Source organism: Streptomyces liangshanensis (assembly GCF_011694815.1).
Classification (GTDB): domain Bacteria; phylum Actinomycetota; class Actinomycetes; order Streptomycetales; family Streptomycetaceae; genus Streptomyces; species Streptomyces liangshanensis.
The window spans coordinates 5,000,001-5,015,666 of record NZ_CP050177.1; the positions used below are offsets into that span (position 1 = coordinate 5,000,001).

Annotated in this window: 11 protein-coding genes and 2 rRNA genes (1 of these 13 cut by a window edge); 8 read left to right on the forward strand and 5 right to left on the reverse strand. The window is 69.7% G+C overall.

The genetic code is table 11. The features are described 5' to 3' along the window. Together HA039_RS21650 and rrf are read left to right on the forward strand one after the other, a co-directional pair. Window positions 1-2,144, forward strand: a 23S ribosomal RNA gene (locus HA039_RS21650) (it extends 980 nt beyond the left edge of the window). An 80-nt stretch (window positions 2,145-2,224) separates the two neighbouring features. Continuing rightward, window positions 2,225-2,341, forward strand: a 5S ribosomal RNA gene (rrf, locus tag HA039_RS21655). Between the two features lie 124 nt (window positions 2,342-2,465). Here rrf and HA039_RS21660 read toward each other — a convergent pair. The 5 genes from HA039_RS21660 to HA039_RS21680 are packed head-to-tail and all read right to left on the reverse strand — an operon-like array spanning window position 2,466 to window position 7,935. Further along, window positions 2,466-3,776, reverse strand: coding sequence for a DUF58 domain-containing protein (locus HA039_RS21660; protein ID WP_167032526.1), 1,311 nt, complete (start codon window positions 3,774-3,776; stop codon window positions 2,466-2,468). A gap of 11 nt (window positions 3,777-3,787) precedes the next feature. Then, window positions 3,788-4,792 (reverse strand): AAA family ATPase, encoded by a 1,005-nt coding sequence (locus HA039_RS21665; protein ID WP_167032528.1) that lies wholly within the window; start codon window positions 4,790-4,792, stop codon window positions 3,788-3,790. Next, window positions 4,789-5,994, reverse strand: a complete 1,206-nt coding sequence (locus tag HA039_RS21670) for a DUF4350 domain-containing protein (protein WP_167032530.1) — start codon at window positions 5,992-5,994, stop codon at window positions 4,789-4,791. The genes HA039_RS21665 and HA039_RS21670 overlap by 4 nt, the downstream gene beginning before the upstream one ends. After that, window positions 5,991-6,680 carry a DUF4129 domain-containing protein gene (locus tag HA039_RS21675; protein ID WP_243869649.1) on the reverse strand — a complete coding sequence of 230 codons (690 nt, stop codon included), beginning with the start codon at window positions 6,678-6,680 and terminating at the stop codon, window positions 5,991-5,993. Before HA039_RS21675 ends, HA039_RS21670 begins: the two co-directional genes overlap by 4 nt. 4 nt (window positions 6,681-6,684) lie before the next feature. Beyond that, window positions 6,685-7,935 carry a DUF7847 domain-containing protein gene (locus HA039_RS21680; protein ID WP_167032532.1) on the reverse strand — a complete coding sequence of 417 codons (1,251 nt, stop codon included), beginning with the start codon at window positions 7,933-7,935 and terminating at the stop codon, window positions 6,685-6,687. Window positions 7,936-8,129: 194 nt separating this feature from the next. Here HA039_RS21680 and mtnA point away from each other — a divergent pair, with 194 nt between their 5' ends. The 6 genes from mtnA (at window position 8,130) to hpf (ending at window position 15,659) form a co-directional block, all read left to right on the forward strand. After that, on the forward strand, window positions 8,130-9,278 hold the full coding sequence (mtnA, locus tag HA039_RS21685; RefSeq protein WP_167032534.1) for an S-methyl-5-thioribose-1-phosphate isomerase: 1,149 nt from the start codon (window positions 8,130-8,132) through the stop codon (window positions 9,276-9,278). A gap of 16 nt (window positions 9,279-9,294) precedes the next feature. Next, entirely contained in the window at window positions 9,295-9,972 is a 678-nt protein-coding gene (gene mtrA / locus HA039_RS21690; protein WP_003968748.1) for a two-component system response regulator MtrA, read from the forward strand. A gap of 1 nt (window position 9,973) precedes the next feature. Beyond that, entirely contained in the window at window positions 9,974-12,019 is a 2,046-nt protein-coding gene (gene mtrB / locus HA039_RS21695; protein ID WP_167032536.1) for an MtrAB system histidine kinase MtrB, read from the forward strand. Further along, window positions 12,009-13,862, forward strand: coding sequence for an LpqB family beta-propeller domain-containing protein (locus HA039_RS21700; RefSeq protein ID WP_167032538.1), 1,854 nt, complete (start codon window positions 12,009-12,011; stop codon window positions 13,860-13,862). The genes mtrB and HA039_RS21700 overlap by 11 nt, the downstream gene beginning before the upstream one ends. A 69-nt stretch (window positions 13,863-13,931) precedes the next feature. After that, the gene (locus HA039_RS21705) at window positions 13,932-14,654 is read left to right on the forward strand and encodes a ComF family protein (protein WP_167032540.1); all 723 of its coding nucleotides are present in this window, start codon (window positions 13,932-13,934) and stop codon (window positions 14,652-14,654) included. 315 nt (window positions 14,655-14,969) lie between these two features. Next, window positions 14,970-15,659: a ribosome hibernation-promoting factor, HPF/YfiA family gene (gene hpf, locus HA039_RS21710; RefSeq protein ID WP_341830029.1), complete on the forward strand. Its 690-nt coding sequence runs from the start codon at window positions 14,970-14,972 to the stop codon at window positions 15,657-15,659. Window positions 15,660-15,666 lie beyond the last annotated feature (7 nt).

Here is a 15,666-nt window from a genome sequence, read left to right on the forward strand (position 1 = left end):
CGATGGGCCCTACCGGGTTACTGACCTTAGCCAAACTCCGAATGCCGGTAAGTGAGAGCGCGGCAGTGAGACTGTGGGGGATAAGCTCCATGGTCGAGAGGGAAACAGCCCAGAGCATCGACTAAGGCCCCTAAGCGTACGCTAAGTGGGAAAGGATGTGGAGTCGCAGAGACAACCAGGAGGTTGGCTTAGAAGCAGCCACCCTTTAAAGAGTGCGTAATAGCTCACTGGTCAAGTGATTCCGCGCCGACAATGTAGCGGGGCTCAAGCGTACCGCCGAAGTCGTGTCATTCACATATATAGCCCCAACGGGTGTGTGGATGGGTAGGGGAGCGTCGTGTGCCGGGTGAAGCTGCAGCGGAAGCTAGTGGTGGACGGTTCACGAGTGAGAATGCAGGCATGAGTAGCGATACACACGTGAGAAACGTGTGCGCCGATTGACTAAGGGTTCCTGGGTCAAGCTGATCTGCCCAGGGTAAGTCGGGACCTAAGGCGAGGCCGACAGGCGTAGTCGATGGACAACCGGTTGATATTCCGGTACCCGCTTTGAAACGCCCAGTATCGAATCCATTAATGCTAAGGCCGTGAAGCCGTCCTGGAGCCTTCGGGCGAAGGGGAGTGGTGGAGCCGTCGAACCGAGGTGGTAGTAGGTAAGCGATGGGGTGACGCAGGAAGGTAGTCCAGCCCGGGCGGTGGTAGTCCCGGGGTAAGGGTGTAGGGCGTGTGATAGGCAAATCCGTCACACATTGAGTCTGAGACCTGATGCCGAGCCGATTGTGGTGAAGTGGATGATCCTATGCTGTCGAGAAAAGCCTCTAGCGAGTTTCATGGCGGCCCGTACCCTAAACCGACTCAGGTGGTCAGGTAGAGAATACCGAGGCGTTCGGGTGAACTATGGTTAAGGAACTCGGCAAAATGCCCCCGTAACTTCGGGAGAAGGGGGGCCATCTTGGGTGAAGGAATTTACTTCCTGAGCTTGGGGTGGCCGCAGAGACCAGCGAGAAGCGACTGTTTACTAAAAACACAGGTCCGTGCGAAGCCGTAAGGCGATGTATACGGACTGACGCCTGCCCGGTGCTGGAACGTTAAGGGGACCGGTTAGTCACATTTCGGTGTGGCGAAGCTGAGAACTTAAGCGCCAGTAAACGGCGGTGGTAACTATAACCATCCTAAGGTAGCGAAATTCCTTGTCGGGTAAGTTCCGACCTGCACGAATGGCGTAACGACTTCTCGACTGTCTCAACCATAGGCCCGGTGAAATTGCACTACGAGTAAAGATGCTCGTTTCGCGCAGCAGGACGGAAAGACCCCGGGACCTTTACTATAGTTTGATATTGGTGTTCGGTTCGGCTTGTGTAGGATAGGTGGGAGACTGTGAAGCTTGGACGCCAGTTCAGGTGGAGTCGTCGTTGAAATACCACTCTGGTCGTGCTGGATGTCTAACCTGGGTCCGTGATCCGGATCAGGGACAGTGTCTGATGGGTAGTTTAACTGGGGCGGTTGCCTCCTAAAGAGTAACGGAGGCGCCCAAAGGTTCCCTCAGCCTGGTTGGTAATCAGGTGTTGAGTGTAAGTGCACAAGGGAGCTTGACTGTGAGACCGACGGGTCGAGCAGGGACGAAAGTCGGGACTAGTGATCCGGCGGTGGCTTGTGGAAGCGCCGTCGCTCAACGGATAAAAGGTACCCCGGGGATAACAGGCTGATCTTCCCCAAGAGTCCATATCGACGGGATGGTTTGGCACCTCGATGTCGGCTCGTCGCATCCTGGGGCTGGAGTCGGTCCCAAGGGTTGGGCTGTTCGCCCATTAAAGCGGTACGCGAGCTGGGTTTAGAACGTCGTGAGACAGTTCGGTCCCTATCCGCTGTGCGCGTAGGAGTTTTGAGAAGGGCTGTCCCTAGTACGAGAGGACCGGGACGGACGAACCTCTGGTGTGCCAGTTGTTCTGCCAAGGGCATGGCTGGTTGGCTACGTTCGGGAGGGATAACCGCTGAAAGCATCTAAGCGGGAAGCCTGCTTCGAGATGAGAACTCCCACCCCCATGAGGGGTTAAGGCTCCCAGTAGACGACTGGGTTGATAGGCCAGATGTGGAAGACCGGTAACGGTTGAAGCTGACTGGTACTAATAGGCCGAGGGCTTGTCCTCAGTTGCTCGCGTCCACTGTGTTAGTTCTGAAGTAACGAAGAGCCGTGTTGTCATCCAGCTGTTCGATATCTTCATAGTGTTTCGGTGGTCATTGCGCGAGGGAAACGCCCGGTTACATTCCGAACCCGGAAGCTAAGCCTCGTAGCGCCGATGGTACTGCAGGGGGGACCCTGTGGGAGAGTAGGACGCCGCCGAACAATCTTTGTGGGATTGCCCCGCACCATTTATGGTGCGGGGCTTTTCCGCGTTCAGGACCATTTCGGTCAGAAAGAGAAAGGCCCCGGCGACGCCGGGGCCTTTCTTGCGTTGAGGCCGTACCGCTCAGAGGCGGCCTGCGGCCTTGAGGGCGAGGTAGGCGTCGGCGAGGGCGGGGGCGAGTTTGTCGGGTGTCGCGTCGACGACCGTGACCCCGAGGCGCTGGAGTTGCTCTGCCGTGCGGCGGCGCTGGGTCTGTGTCTGGGCGCCGGCGGCGGCTTCGTACACGGCCTCCACCGTGCCCCTCCCGGCGCTCATCTTCTCGATGTACGGGTCCGAGACCGATGCCACCAGCACGGTGTGCCGTTGGGTGAGTTGCGGCAGGACGGGGAGCAGCCCCTCCTCGACCGGGGTCGCGTCCAGACTCGTCAGCAGCACGATCAGGGACCGGCGTGGGGCGCTCTTCAATAGGGCCGAGCCGAGGCCGCGGGCATCCGTTTCGACCAGTTCGGGTTCGATCGGGGCCATCGCGTTGACGAGGGAAGGCAGGAGGTCGCCTGCCGCCCTGCCCTGGACTTGGGCGCGGATGCGGCGGTCGTACGCCAGGAGGTCGACCCGGTCGCCGGCGCGGGCGGCCAGCGCGCCCAGGAGGAGCGTGGCGTCCATGGCGGCGTCCAGGCGGGGCACGTCGCCGACCCGGCCGGCCGAGGTGCGGCCCGTGTCGAGGACGATGAGGATGTGCCGGTCGCGTTCGGGGCGCCAGGTGCGTACCGCCACGGCCGACTGGCGTGCGGTGGCCCGCCAGTCGATGGAGCGGGTGTCGTCGCCCGGGACGTAGTCGCGGAGGCTGTCGAACTCGGTGCCCTGCCCGCGGATGAGGACGCTTGTCCTGCCGTCGAGTTCCCGCAGGCGGGCCAGTCGGGAGGGCAGGTGCTTGCGGCTCGTGAAGGGCGGCAGGACGCGGAGGGCCCAGGGGACCTCGTGGTTGCCCTGGCGGGCCGCGAGGCCCAGCGGTCCGAGCGAGCGTACGGTGACGCGCTCGGCGTGGCGGTCGCCGCGGCGGGTGGGGCGGAGGAACGTGGTGAGGCGGCGGCGTTCGCCGGCCGGGACCGTCAACTGGTGCCGGGACGCGGCCTGTTCGTCGCCCGTCGGCCAGCTGCTCGGCGGCCAGGCGTCGCGGAACTGGGCGCGCAGACGCCGGGTGGAGCCGTTGGTGACGGTCAGCTGGACCTGCGCGCTCTCGCCGAGTCGAACTGAAGTGTCACCACTTCGGGTGAATTGGAGCGATCTCACTGGCGCCGCGAGGGCGTAGTCGCACAGAATTGCGAGTGAGAGAGGCGCGTTGACGGCGAGGATCCCCGCCCAGCTGGGGGCGAAGATCCCGACGGGCAGCGTGCCCAGGGCGGCGAGTAGCGCTGTTCGTCCGGTGAGGGCCACGGGTCATCGCCTCATCGGGGGACGGGGACATGGGCGAGGATCGCGGTGATGACGGAATCGGCGGTGACGCCTTCCATTTCCGCTTCGGGCCGCAGTTGCACGCGATGACGGAGCGTGGGGAGGGCGAGGGCCTTCACGTCGTCCGGTATGACGTAGTCGCGGCCGGTGAGCCAGGCCCAGGCCCGGGCGGTGGACAGCAGAGCGGTGGCGCCTCGCGGGGAGGCGCCGAGGGTGAGCGAGGGGGATTCACGCGTGGCACGGCAGATATCGACGACATAGCCCGCGATCTCGGGTGAGACGGATGTCCTGGCGACGGCGTCGCGCGCCGCTTCCAGGTCGGCCGGCCCGGCGACGGGTCGTACGCCCGCGGCTCGGAGATCGCGGGGGTCGAAGCCTTCGGCATGGCGGGTCAGGACGCTGATCTCGTCGTCGCGGGAGGGCAGCGGCACGGTCAGTTTCAACAGGAAGCGGTCCAGCTGGGCTTCCGGGAGGGGGTAGGTGCCCTCGTACTCGACCGGGTTCTGTGTCGCGACGACGAGGAAGGGGTCGGGCAGCATGCGCGCGCTGCCGTCGACGGTGACCTGGCGTTCCTCCATCGCCTCGAGAAGCGACGACTGGGTCTTGGGCGGAGTGCGGTTGATCTCGTCCGCGATCAGCAGGTGGGTGAAGACGGGTCCCGGCTGGAAGGAGAACTCGGCGGTCCGGGCGTCGTAGACGAGGGAGCCGGTGACGTCGCTCGGCATCAGGTCGGGGGTGAACTGGACGCGCTTGGTGTCGAGTTCGAGGGAGGCCGCGAGTGCCCGTACGAGAAGGGTCTTCGCGACACCGGGGACTCCTTCGAGGAGTACGTGGCCGCGGCACAGGAGGGCGACGACCAGTCCGGTGACGGCGGAGTCCTGGCCGACCACCGCCTTCGCGATCTCGGTGCGCAAGGCCTCCAGGGAGGCGCGGGCCTTCGCCGCGTTCGCGGCGGGCTCCGCGGTCTCTTCGGCGGTCTCTGCGGTCGGGGCGCTCATGAGGTGCGTACCTCTCTTTCGAGGGCGTCGAGTTGGTCCGCCAGGCGGATGAGAGCGCTGTCGTCGGCCGGGGCGGGCCCGAAGAGCAGCGAGTGCGGGTCGAGTGCGGTGTCCGGGAGCCGGACGGTGACCGCGGGCAGCAGGATCTCGGGGCGGTGGGCCGTGCCGGGGGGTACGCCGAGGAGGGGGGAGAGGCGGTCGCGGGACGCGGCGCGCAGGACGGAGGCCGCGTGGTCGCGGGCGTTCGCCTTGGCGTAGAGGCGGGCGCGGCCTTCGGTGGACTCCGACGCGCGGACGGCGACGGGGAGTCGTTCGGCGACGAGCGGGCCGAGCCTGCGGCCGCGCCATACGGCGGCGAGGAGTGCGGCCAGGAAGAGCTGGAAGGCGCCCCAGAGCCAGCCGGAGGGGATCAGGTCGAGGAAGCCGCTCTCGCCGCCGTCCGCGCGGTCGGTGCCGTCGTCCGCGGAGTAGGTGGGATCACTGAGCGAAGGGAGGTACCAGACGAGATGCGGCCGGGAGCCGAGGAGTTGGAGGGCCAGCGACGCGTTGCCCCGCTGGTCGAGGCGCTCGTTGTAGAGGATGTCGGGGGAGCCGAGCAGGACGGTGTCGCCCGAGTCCCGGTGGTTCAGGACGAGCAGGGTCGGTGTGCCGGCTGCCGGGTAGCAGGCCTGGGCGTCGGGGGAGTCGGTGCTGTAGCGCTCGCCGCCGATGTCGATGGTGCCGGCGCGGCGGGCGGCCGGCAGGGAGCACTCGGGTGCGCGGGAGGAGACCTCGGCGGGGGTGTGCGTGCGGACGCCGGGGGCGAGTGCGTCGACGGAGTAGGGGCCGGCGCCGAGCAGGATGGTGCGGCCGCCGGAGGAGGTGGTCGCGGCGCTGAGGGTCTCCTGCTGGTAGGGCGTCAGGAGTTCGGGGGCCGCGACCAGGAGTGTGGTGTCGGGGCGGGCCGCGTCGGTGGCCTCGTCGAGCGTGGTGACGACGTCGGTGGAGACTCCGCTGTTCTTGAGGAGCTCGGCGACGGCCCGGCTGCCGAGGGCGTCGGCGGAGCGGGGGTCGAGGCGGCCGTGGTGGTCGCCGGAGCGGACGGCGGCCAGGACCGTTCCCGCTGTCAGGAGGATGACGAGGGCGAGGAGGAGTCCTCGTCCGCGGGTCCAGATCTGACGGGGGGTGAGGGACACGGACGTGGGGCTGGTCGTGAGGGTCATGGGGCCGTTCCCCCGGCGGCGTCGCTCAGGTGCGGCGTGGCCTGTTCCAGGTCGAGGTCGAGTTCCCGCAGGCGCCGGTATGCCTGTTGGTCCGTGGTGCGGCCGCCGTATGTGACGTCGTCGAACTCGCGGGCGGCGGAGCGCAGTCGGGTCGCCTGGGCGGGGAGTGTGCGTCCGGCCTCGTGGGCGGCCTCGTCGGCCGTGCGGCCCGGGTGGGGGGCGAGGAGGGTGCGTTCCTCCAGGGAGCGGACGACGGCGCGCATCCGTTCTTGGAGGGCTTCGTTCCAGCGTTCCTTGGCGGCGTGCCTGTCGGCCGCGGCGCGGTGTTCCGCGGCGCTGCGGGGCCGGTCGTCGAAGAGGGAGCCGGGCCTGTGGGGGGTGCGTCGGGGCTTGCCGAGCCGCCACCAGAGGGCGGCCACGAGGGCCGCGACGAGCAGCAGGATGACGATGAGGCCGAGTGTGCCGCCGGGGGCCGCGCCGGCGACGGAGGTGAGGAGGTCGCCGACCCAGCTCCAGAAGCGGTTCATCGCTCGTTGGAGGAGGTTCGGGTCGTTCTCGTGGTACATGGGTTTGGACAGTTCCCGCTCCGCGGCCTCGCGGGCGGGGAAGCGGGACGGTTCCACCGGGCCGTCCGCCGCCGTGCCGAGCAGTGCGTGTGCTGTTGCCGAGCCCCCCGTGACGGACACCGCATCAGCTCCCGGGGGTCGCGGTACCCGGCGTGCCGTTGCCCGTCAGGCCCGCGGCGCGCGCCAGTTCGAGGTCGAGGGCTTCGCGGCGGATGCGCTGGTCGACGTAGAGGAGCACGGTCACGCCGGCGGAGATCGGGTAGCTGATCGAGGAGGCGATGACCGCGCCGACGCCGGTGATGATCAGGTAGGTCCAGCCGTACTCGGGGGTGGATCCGGCGACCAGGCCGTCGATGCCGGAGCCGTCCGTGGCGAGGGCGATGATCGCGAACGGGATGGAGACGATCATCGTGATGAGGAAGGTCAGGAGCAGGGTCAGGGACTGGATGCCGAAGATCCGCCACCAGGCGCCCCGGACGAGTTTGGCGGAGCGGCGCAACGAGGCTGCGATGCCCTGGCGTTCGAGCATCAGGGCCGGGGAGGCGAGGGCGTAGCGGACCATCAGCCACGAGATGACGACGAGCGCGATCAGTCCGCCGAGGACGGCGAGGAGGACGCCGGCGGTGGAGCCCACCAGGATGCCGGGGGTCACGCCCACGCCCATGATCACGACGGCGGCGAGGGGCAGCAGCAGGGTCAGGCCGAGCAGTTGGGCGAGCCGGGGGCGGGCCTCTTGCCACGCTTCGGTGAGGGTGACGGGGCGTCCGAGGATGGAGCGGCTGACGACCATGGTCAGGACGGCGGTGGTGAAGAGGGTGCCGAGCAGGGTGATGACCGTCGTGGGGGCCAGGGAGAACAGGCTGTCCCGGATGGAGTCGCCGGCCTGGGAGAGCGCTTCGGACGGCGTCGCCTCGGGGTCGATCTGCTCGGGCTCGGGGACCAGGTAGCGGACGACGAGTATGTCGCAGATCTGGGTGACCACGGCAACGGCGAGGGTGACGCCGAGGACGGTGCGCCAGTGGGCGCGCAGGGTGGAGACGGCGCCGTCGAGGATCTCGCCGACGCCGAGGGGGCGCAGCGGGATCACGCCGGGCTTGGCCGCCGGCGGGCGGCCCCACGCGGGGCCCGGGGCGCCGCCCTGGCCGGGTCCGCCCCAGCCGGCGCCCCAGGCGGGGGCGGGGTGCGGCGGGGTGGGGCCGGGTTGGCCGGGGGTCTGGGCGCTGGGCGGGGACCACTGGCCGGGGGGCGGCTGGGTCTTGGACCACTTGGAGGGGGTACCGGTGTCGTCGGCGGGCTCGGCCGGCCGCGGAACGGAAGCGTCCTGGCCGTCGGACGGGGCGGATCCGGGCGAGGCCCAGCCCGGAGTGTCGTTCACGGTCGTCCACCTCGTGGCTTGGTTGTGGGGCCGGCTCGGCGAGTCGGCGGTTCGGAGGTGCCTGTCCGCGGTGCGGGACGGCGGGCTGGCAGCCATCGTGCCACGCGTTGCCCGTTGGTGGACCTGGGGTTGTATCTCCTTCTCACCTCGATTCCTGCCTTCATTGTGGGTGTCGTAGCGGGCAGACTGGGCGGATGGCTGATCAGTACGTACCAAACGCGGCCGGCCCGGAGCCGTCCATGCTTCCGTCGATCCGCTGGGACGAACCACCGGAGGGCCCGGTTCTGGTCCTCCTCGACCAGACGAGACTTCCGGTGGAGGAGGCCGAGCTGGTCTGTACGGACGTTCCCGCGCTGGTGCGGGCGATCCGCACGCTGGCGGTGCGCGGGGCGCCGCTGCTGGGGATCGCGGGTGCCTACGGGGTGGCGCTGGCGGCCGTGCGGGGCTTCGACGTGGAGGACGCGGCGGAGATCCTGGCGCAGGCGCGGCCCACCGCGGTGAACCTCGGGTACGGGGTGCGGCGGGCGCGGGACGCGTACCGGGCGGCGGTCGACGGGGGTGCCGGTCTGGAGCAGGCGGCCGCGGCGGCGCTGGCCGAGGCCAGGCTGCTGCACCAGGAGGATGCCGAGGCCAGCGCGCAGATGGCGCGGTTTGGGCTTACGCTCCTGGATGAGTTGCTGCCGGGCGGCAATCATCGGATCCTGACCCACTGCAACACCGGGGCGCTCGTCTCCGGCGGGGAGGGCACCGCGTTCGCCGTGGCGTTGTCGGCCCACCGGGCCGGCCGGTTGCGGCGGCTGTGGGTGGACGAGACTCGTCCGCTGTTGCAGGGTTCCCGGCTGACTGCGTACGAGGCGGCGCGCAACGGGATGGCGTACACCTTGTTGACGGACAACGCCGCTGGTTCGCTCTTCGCCGCGGGTGAGGTCGACGCCGTCCTCATCGGCGCGGACCGGATCGCGGCGGACGGTTCGGTGGCGAACAAGATCGGGAGCTATCCGCTCGCGGTGTTGGCGGCGTACCACCATGTGCCGTTCGTCGTGGTCGCCCCGACCACGACGATCGATCTCGGGACCCCGGACGGGGCGTCGATCGAGGTGGAGCAGCGGCCGGGGCAGGAAGTGACGGAGCTCACGGCGCCGCAGACGGCGGTGGCGGGAGTGGAGGCGGGGAGTGGGATGCCGGTGGCGCCGCTGGGAACGCAGGCGTACAACCCGGCGTTCGACGTCACGCCTCCTGAACTGGTGACGGCGATCGTCACCGAATACGGCGCGCTGTCCCCGGTGACCGGGGACGGAATCGCGGAGCTGTGTGCCAGGTCACGCCGGGTAACGATTAGATAAATGGGATGATGTCGATATGAAGGGACGCGTCCTTGTCGTCGATGACGACACCGCACTGGCCGAGATGCTCGGGATTGTGCTGCGTGGTGAAGGGTTCGAACCGTCGTTCGTAGCGGACGGTGACAAGGCGCTGGCCGCCTTCCGTGAGGCCAAGCCGGATCTGGTGCTGCTGGATCTCATGCTGCCGGGCCGGGACGGTATCGAGGTGTGCCGGCTGATCAGGGCCGAGTCCGGGGTGCCGATCGTGATGCTCACCGCCAAGAGCGACACGGTCGACGTGGTGGTCGGGCTGGAGTCGGGGGCGGACGACTACATCGTCAAGCCGTTCAAGCCCAAGGAGCTGGTGGCCCGGATCAGGGCGCGGCTGCGGCGCTCCGAGGAGCCCGCGCCGGAGCAGCTGACCATCGGCGATCTGGTGATCGACGTGGCGGGTCACTCGGTGAAGCGGGAGGGGCAGTCGATCGCCCTGACGCCTCTGGAGTTCGACCTGCTGGTCGCGCTGGCCCGTAAGCCGTGGCAGGTGTTCACGCGGGAGGTGCTCCTGGAGCAGGTGTGGGGTTACCGGCACGCGGCCGACACCCGGCTGGTGAACGTGCATGTCCAGCGGTTGCGCTCCAAGGTCGAGAAGGACCCGGAGCGGCCGGAGATCGTGGTGACCGTCCGGGGTGTCGGGTACAAGGCAGGACCGAGCTGAGATGACCGGTGGCAGCGCTGCTCCGAAGCCCGGGGAGCCGGGAGTCCGTGCGGGGCGGGCTGCCGGGCCGGGGCGTGCGTTCGCGCGCCTGGGCCGGCTGGTCCGGGACGGCCGGCTGCTCCAGGACGGCTCGCCGGGCGGTCCGGTGCTGCGGTTGCTGGTGCGGTGGGTGCGGCGTCCGCTGCTGCCCGCCGTGCGGCTGTGGCGGCGCAACATCCAGCTGCGGGTCGTCGCGGCCACGCTGCTGATGTCGCTCGGGGTGGTGCTGCTGCTCGGGTTCGTCGTCATCGGGCAGATGCGCAACGGTCTGCTGGAGGCCAAGGAGAAGGCGGCGCAGAGCCAGGCCGCCGGTGGTTTCACGGTGGCCAAGGAGATCGCCGACGCGCCGTCGGCGCCGGGCAAGCAGGGGGCCGACGGTTCCGGCGGTGTCCAGGGGAAGAACTCGGTGAACTGGCGGACCGAGCTGGTCGAGCAGCTGGCCAGTGGTGGTCCGGGGGCGTTCAACGTGGTGGCGCTGAGCGCCGACTCGCAGGACGACGCCGTGTCCACCAGCCGCGCGCCCCGCGCGTCGAACGGGGTGGACTTCACCAGCATCCCCGCGGATCTGCGCGAGGAGGTCGCCAAGGGCACCGAGCCGTTCCAGGTGTACGCGCAGATCAGGTACACCGACGCCACGGAGGCGCGGGCGCCGGAGCCGGGGCTGGTGATCGGCAAGCGACTGAACGACCCGGACGGCAAGGCGTACGAGCTGTACTACCTCTTCCCGCTGACGCAGGAGGAGCAGTCGCTGAACCTGGTCAAGGGCACGCTCGCCACCGCGGGGCTCTTCGTGATCGTGCTGCTCGGGGCCATCGCGTGGCTGGTGGTGCGCCAGGTCGTGACGCCGGTGCGGATGGCCGCGGGGATCGCCGAGCGGCTCTCGACGGGCCGGCTCCAGGAGCGGATGAAGGTCACCGGCGAGGACGACATCGCCCGGCTCGGTGAGGCCTTCAACAAGATGGCGCAGAACCTCCAGCTCAAGATCCAGCAGTTGGAGGAGCTCTCCCGCATGCAGCGGCGCTTCGTCTCCGACGTGTCGCACGAGCTGCGCACGCCGCTGACGACCGTACGGATGGCCGCCGACGTCATCCACGACGCGCGGGCCGACTTCGATCCTGTGACGGCCCGGTCGGCGGAGCTGCTCGGGGACCAGCTGGACCGTTTCGAGTCGCTGCTCTCGGACCTGCTGGAGATCAGCCGCTTCGACGCGGGGGCGGCCGCGCTGGAGGCGGAGCCGATAGACCTGCGGGAAGTGGTACGCCGGGTGATCGGCGGGGCGGTGCCGCTGGCCGAGCACAAGGGCACCCGGATCCGGGTCCTCGGGGACGGGCAGCCCGTCGTGGCGGAGGCCGACGCCCGCCGGGTCGAGCGGGTGCTGCGGAATCTGCTGGTCAACGCCGTGGAGCACGGTGAGGGCAAGGACGTGATCGTGCGGATGGCGGTGGCCGGCGGCGCGGTCGCGGTCGCGGTGCGCGACTACGGGGTCGGGCTCAAGCCCGGCGAGGCGACGCGGGTGTTCAACCGGTTCTGGCGGGCCGACCCGGCCCGTGCCCGTACCACCGGCGGCACCGGGCTCGGGTTGTCGATCGCCGTCGAGGACGCGCGGTTGCACGGCGGCTGGTTGCAGGCCTGGGGCGAACCGGGGGGCGGGTCGCAGTTCCGGCTGACGCTGCCACGGACCGCGGACGAGTCGCTGCGCGGCTCGCCGATACCCCTGGAGCCCGAGGATTCCCGGCGCAACCGGGAGCGGGCCGCGGCCGAGCAGCGCACGGAGCAGGCGCAGCGGCTGATGAGTGTGCCGTCCCAGCCGCGCGCGGATCGTTCCGCGCTGCCCGTACCGCCCCACCTGGCGGCGGCGCCCCCGTCGGGGACGGCGGTCGATCCGGCGGCGCTGCCGGGCAGTGGGGCGCGGGTGGTGGCGCGGCCCGCGGGGGAGCGGCCCGCCGACGGTGACGGGAACGATCCACTGAGCACGGCTTCGGAGCGGGAGGACACACGTGGGCGCTGACCGCGGCCGTCTGGGCCGGGGACGTGCGGTGAGGGTGCCCGTGGTGCTGGGGACCGCCGCCCTGCTGCTGGCGGGGTGTGCGTCGATCCCGGACAGCGGTGACGTGGAGCCGGTGAAGGCGTCCCCGCGCGGGGGCGAGTCGCAGGTGCGGGTGTACGCGGTGCCGCCGCGTGCGAAGGCGGCCCCCGACGAGATCGTGGACGGCTTCCTGGAGGCCATGACCAGTGACGATCCCGACTTCGCGATGGCCAGGAAGTACCTGACGGACCAGCGGTCCAAGGCGTGGCGGCCGGAGGCCGGGACGACGGTGCTGCGGGACGCGCCCGCGGCGGCGGCGCCCAAGCAGCCGGGTGGCACGGATCCGTCCGGGATGACGTTCCAGCTGTACGGCGACCAGATCGCCGACGTGGACGGGACGCACCAGTACGAGCAGGTCGCGCCGGTGTCGTACACGGGCACGATCCACCTGGTGCAGCAGAACGTCGGTTCCGAGGGCAAGGAGTGGCGGATCGACGACCTGCCGCAGGGGCTGGTGCTCGGGGAGTCGGACTTCCAGCGGAACTACCGTTCGGTGAACAAGTACTACTTCGCGTCGGGCGAGAGCTGGCTGGTGGCCGATCCGGTCTACATCCGTCAGCGAATAGACCCCACGACGCGGATGGACCCGGTCACGCAGGCGGTCAAGGCGCTGCTGGACGGGCCGACGAACTGGCTCAAGCCGGTGGTGGATTCGCCCTTCCCGACCGGTACGGCGTTGCAGAAGGGCACCCGGACGCTGGAGTTCGACGACCGGAACGGGCTGAAGGTGCCGCTGAACGGCAAGGCGGCCGAGGCGGGTCACGACCAGTGCCGGAAGATGGCGGCGCAACTGCTGTTCACGCTGCGGGACCTGACGTCCACACCGGTGGGGCGGGTCGAGTTGCTGGCGAACGGTTCCTCGCTCTGTGTCCTCGACGGGGACCAGGCGGAGGAGTTCGCCCCCGACCACAGCGCGGGCCGGGCCGACACCCCGTACTTCGTCGACCGGGAGGGGCGGCTGTCGCTGCTGACGTCGGGTGGTGACGGTTCTCCCGAACAGAGCCGGGTCAGGGGCCCGTTCGGTGACGGCACGGTGAAGCTCGACTCGGTCGCGGTGGCCAGGGACGAGCGGCGCGCGGCGGCGGTCACCAACGGTTCCAAGTCGCTGTACGTGGCGCCCGTGACGTCGGCGGGCGAGCTGGGGCAGCCGCTGGTGACCAGCCAGGGCGTCGCCGCCAAGGACCGGTTGTCGGCGCCGAGCTGGGACGGGCACGGCGATCTGTGGGTCGCGGACCGTGACCCGGCCAAGCCGCGTCTGCTGCGGTTGGCGGACGGGGCGGGGACCCCGGAGGAGGTCACCGTCGACGGGCTGGGCGGCGCGCGGGTGGAGGCGCTGCGGGTGTCGGCGGACGGGGTGCGGATCGCGCTGCTGCTGTCCAAGGACGGGCGGACCACTCTCCAGATCGGCCGGGTGGAGCGGCACGGCTCCGGGGCGGACACCGAGGTGTCCGTGGTGGAACTCCAGGCGACGGCCCCGCAGATGGACACGGTCACCGCGGTGTCCTGGGCGGGTCCCAGCCGTCTCGTGGTGGTCGGCAAGGAGGCCGGCGGGGTCCAGCAGGTGCGCTACATCCAGACCGACGGGTCGACGTCGGCGGGGAGCGTGCTGCCGGGCCTGAACCAGGTGACGGCGATCGCGGCGGCGGACGACGAGCAGCAGCCGCTGATCGCCGATTCCGGGGACGCCGGGATCGTACGGCTGCCGACGGGGGCGAACTGGCAGACGGTCGTGCCGACCGGTTCGTCGCCCATCTACCCGGGCTGAGCGGACTTTGCCCGATCTGGTTGTCCACAGGGGTGGCCGGGTGCCTCCGGCGTTGGCACAGTGAGTGTCATGCGGGGGTGGTGGCGGGAGATCACCGGCCTGGTGCTTCCGGTCGCCTGTGGCGGCTGCGGCAGCCCCAGGACTCCCCTGTGCGAGGACTGCCGCCGGGCGCTGTACGGGATGTGGCCGTGCCGGGTCCGGCCGGTGCCTGAGCCGCCCGGGTTGCCGCCGGTGTACGCGGCCGCGCCGTACGAGGACGCGGTACGGGCAGTGCTGCTGGCGCACAAGGAGCGCGGCGCGCTCGGGCTGGTGGGTCCGCTGGGCCGGGCGCTGGCCGGCGCCGTACAGGCCGCCGTGCCGCCGGGTACGGGGGTGGGGCCGCTGCTGCTCGTCCCGGTGCCGTCGTCCCGGCGGGCGGTCGGCGCGCGGGGGCACGACGCCATGCGGCGTACGGCGCTGGCCGCGGCGGCCGAGCTGCGGCGCGCGGGCCGGACCGCCCGGGTGCTGCCGGTGCTGCGGCAGCGGCGGGCGGTCGCCGACCAGGCGGGCCTGGGTGCCCCTCAGAGGCTGGCGAATCTCTCCGGAGCCCTGGAGGTCGCGGTGGGTGGTGCGCGGCTGCTGGAGGGCGGCCGAGTGGTGCTGGTGGACGATCTCATGACCACGGGCGCCTCGCTGGTCGAGGCGGCGCGGGCGCTGCGGGCGACGGGCGGGCCGGGTGGTCCTGGATATGTCCAGGTGAGGGCGGCGGTGGTGGCCGCCCCGCCGCTGTCGTTCGAAATAAACCGGAACTGAGGTCGATCTTGCATCGTTCCAGGTGGACGGGGAAAGAGAACACCCGAACGGAGCTACATCCCGGTAGCGGGTGCCGACACCCGTCCGGGCGAGCTATGTTCGGTTGTGAGGAATGGTGGAAGCCGTGACTCACTGAATGCACTGGTCTGCTACGGCGTTTTTCAGCACCTCGGGAATTCGGGGGAGTGGGGATCTTGCCGTCGGGGGAGGAGGAGGTGAAAGTCGCCAAGTCCGAGGCTCCGGTGACTACTGGGGTCTGGTGCAACAGGGAGTAACTCCGCAACGAGGCGGAGTGATCCGGGAACGGAGTTCTGCGTGGACATCGTCGTCAAGGGCCGCAAAACAGAGGTGCCCGAGCGGTTCCGGAAGCACGTGGCCGAGAAGCTGAAGTTGGAGAGAATCCAGCAGCTCGACGGCAAGGTCATCAGCCTGGACGTCGAGGTCTCGAAGGAGCACAACCCGCGTCAGGCCAACACGTGCGACCGAGTGGAGATCACGCTCCACTCCCGCGGGCCCGTCATCAGGGCGGAGGCGGCGGCCGCGGACGCGTACGCGGCCCTGGACCTCGCCACCACGAAGCTGGAGGCGCGGCTGCGCAAGCAGCACGAGAAGCGGCACAACCGCCGCGGTACCGGGCGGCTTTCGGCGGCCGAGGTCGTCGACGTCGTTCCCGGGGTGGCCCGGTTGAACGCGAACGGCGCGACGGTCGCCGACGAGGTGCGTGCCGCCGTGCCCACCACCAGGATCGGATCGCTGGAGGTGCAGGGCGAAGGCCCCCTGGTGGTCCGGGAGAAGAACCACGTCGCGGCGCCGATGTCGCTCGACCAGGCGCTCTACGAGATGGAACTGGTGGGGCACGACTTCTATCTGTTCATCGACTCCGACACCAAGGAACCGAGCGTCGTCTACCGGCGCCACGCCTATGACTACGGTGTCATCCACCTGCAGACGGACCCGTTGGCCGAGTCGCGGGCCGGCGACGCCGGCGGCGCCCTCGGTGGCTGAGACCGGA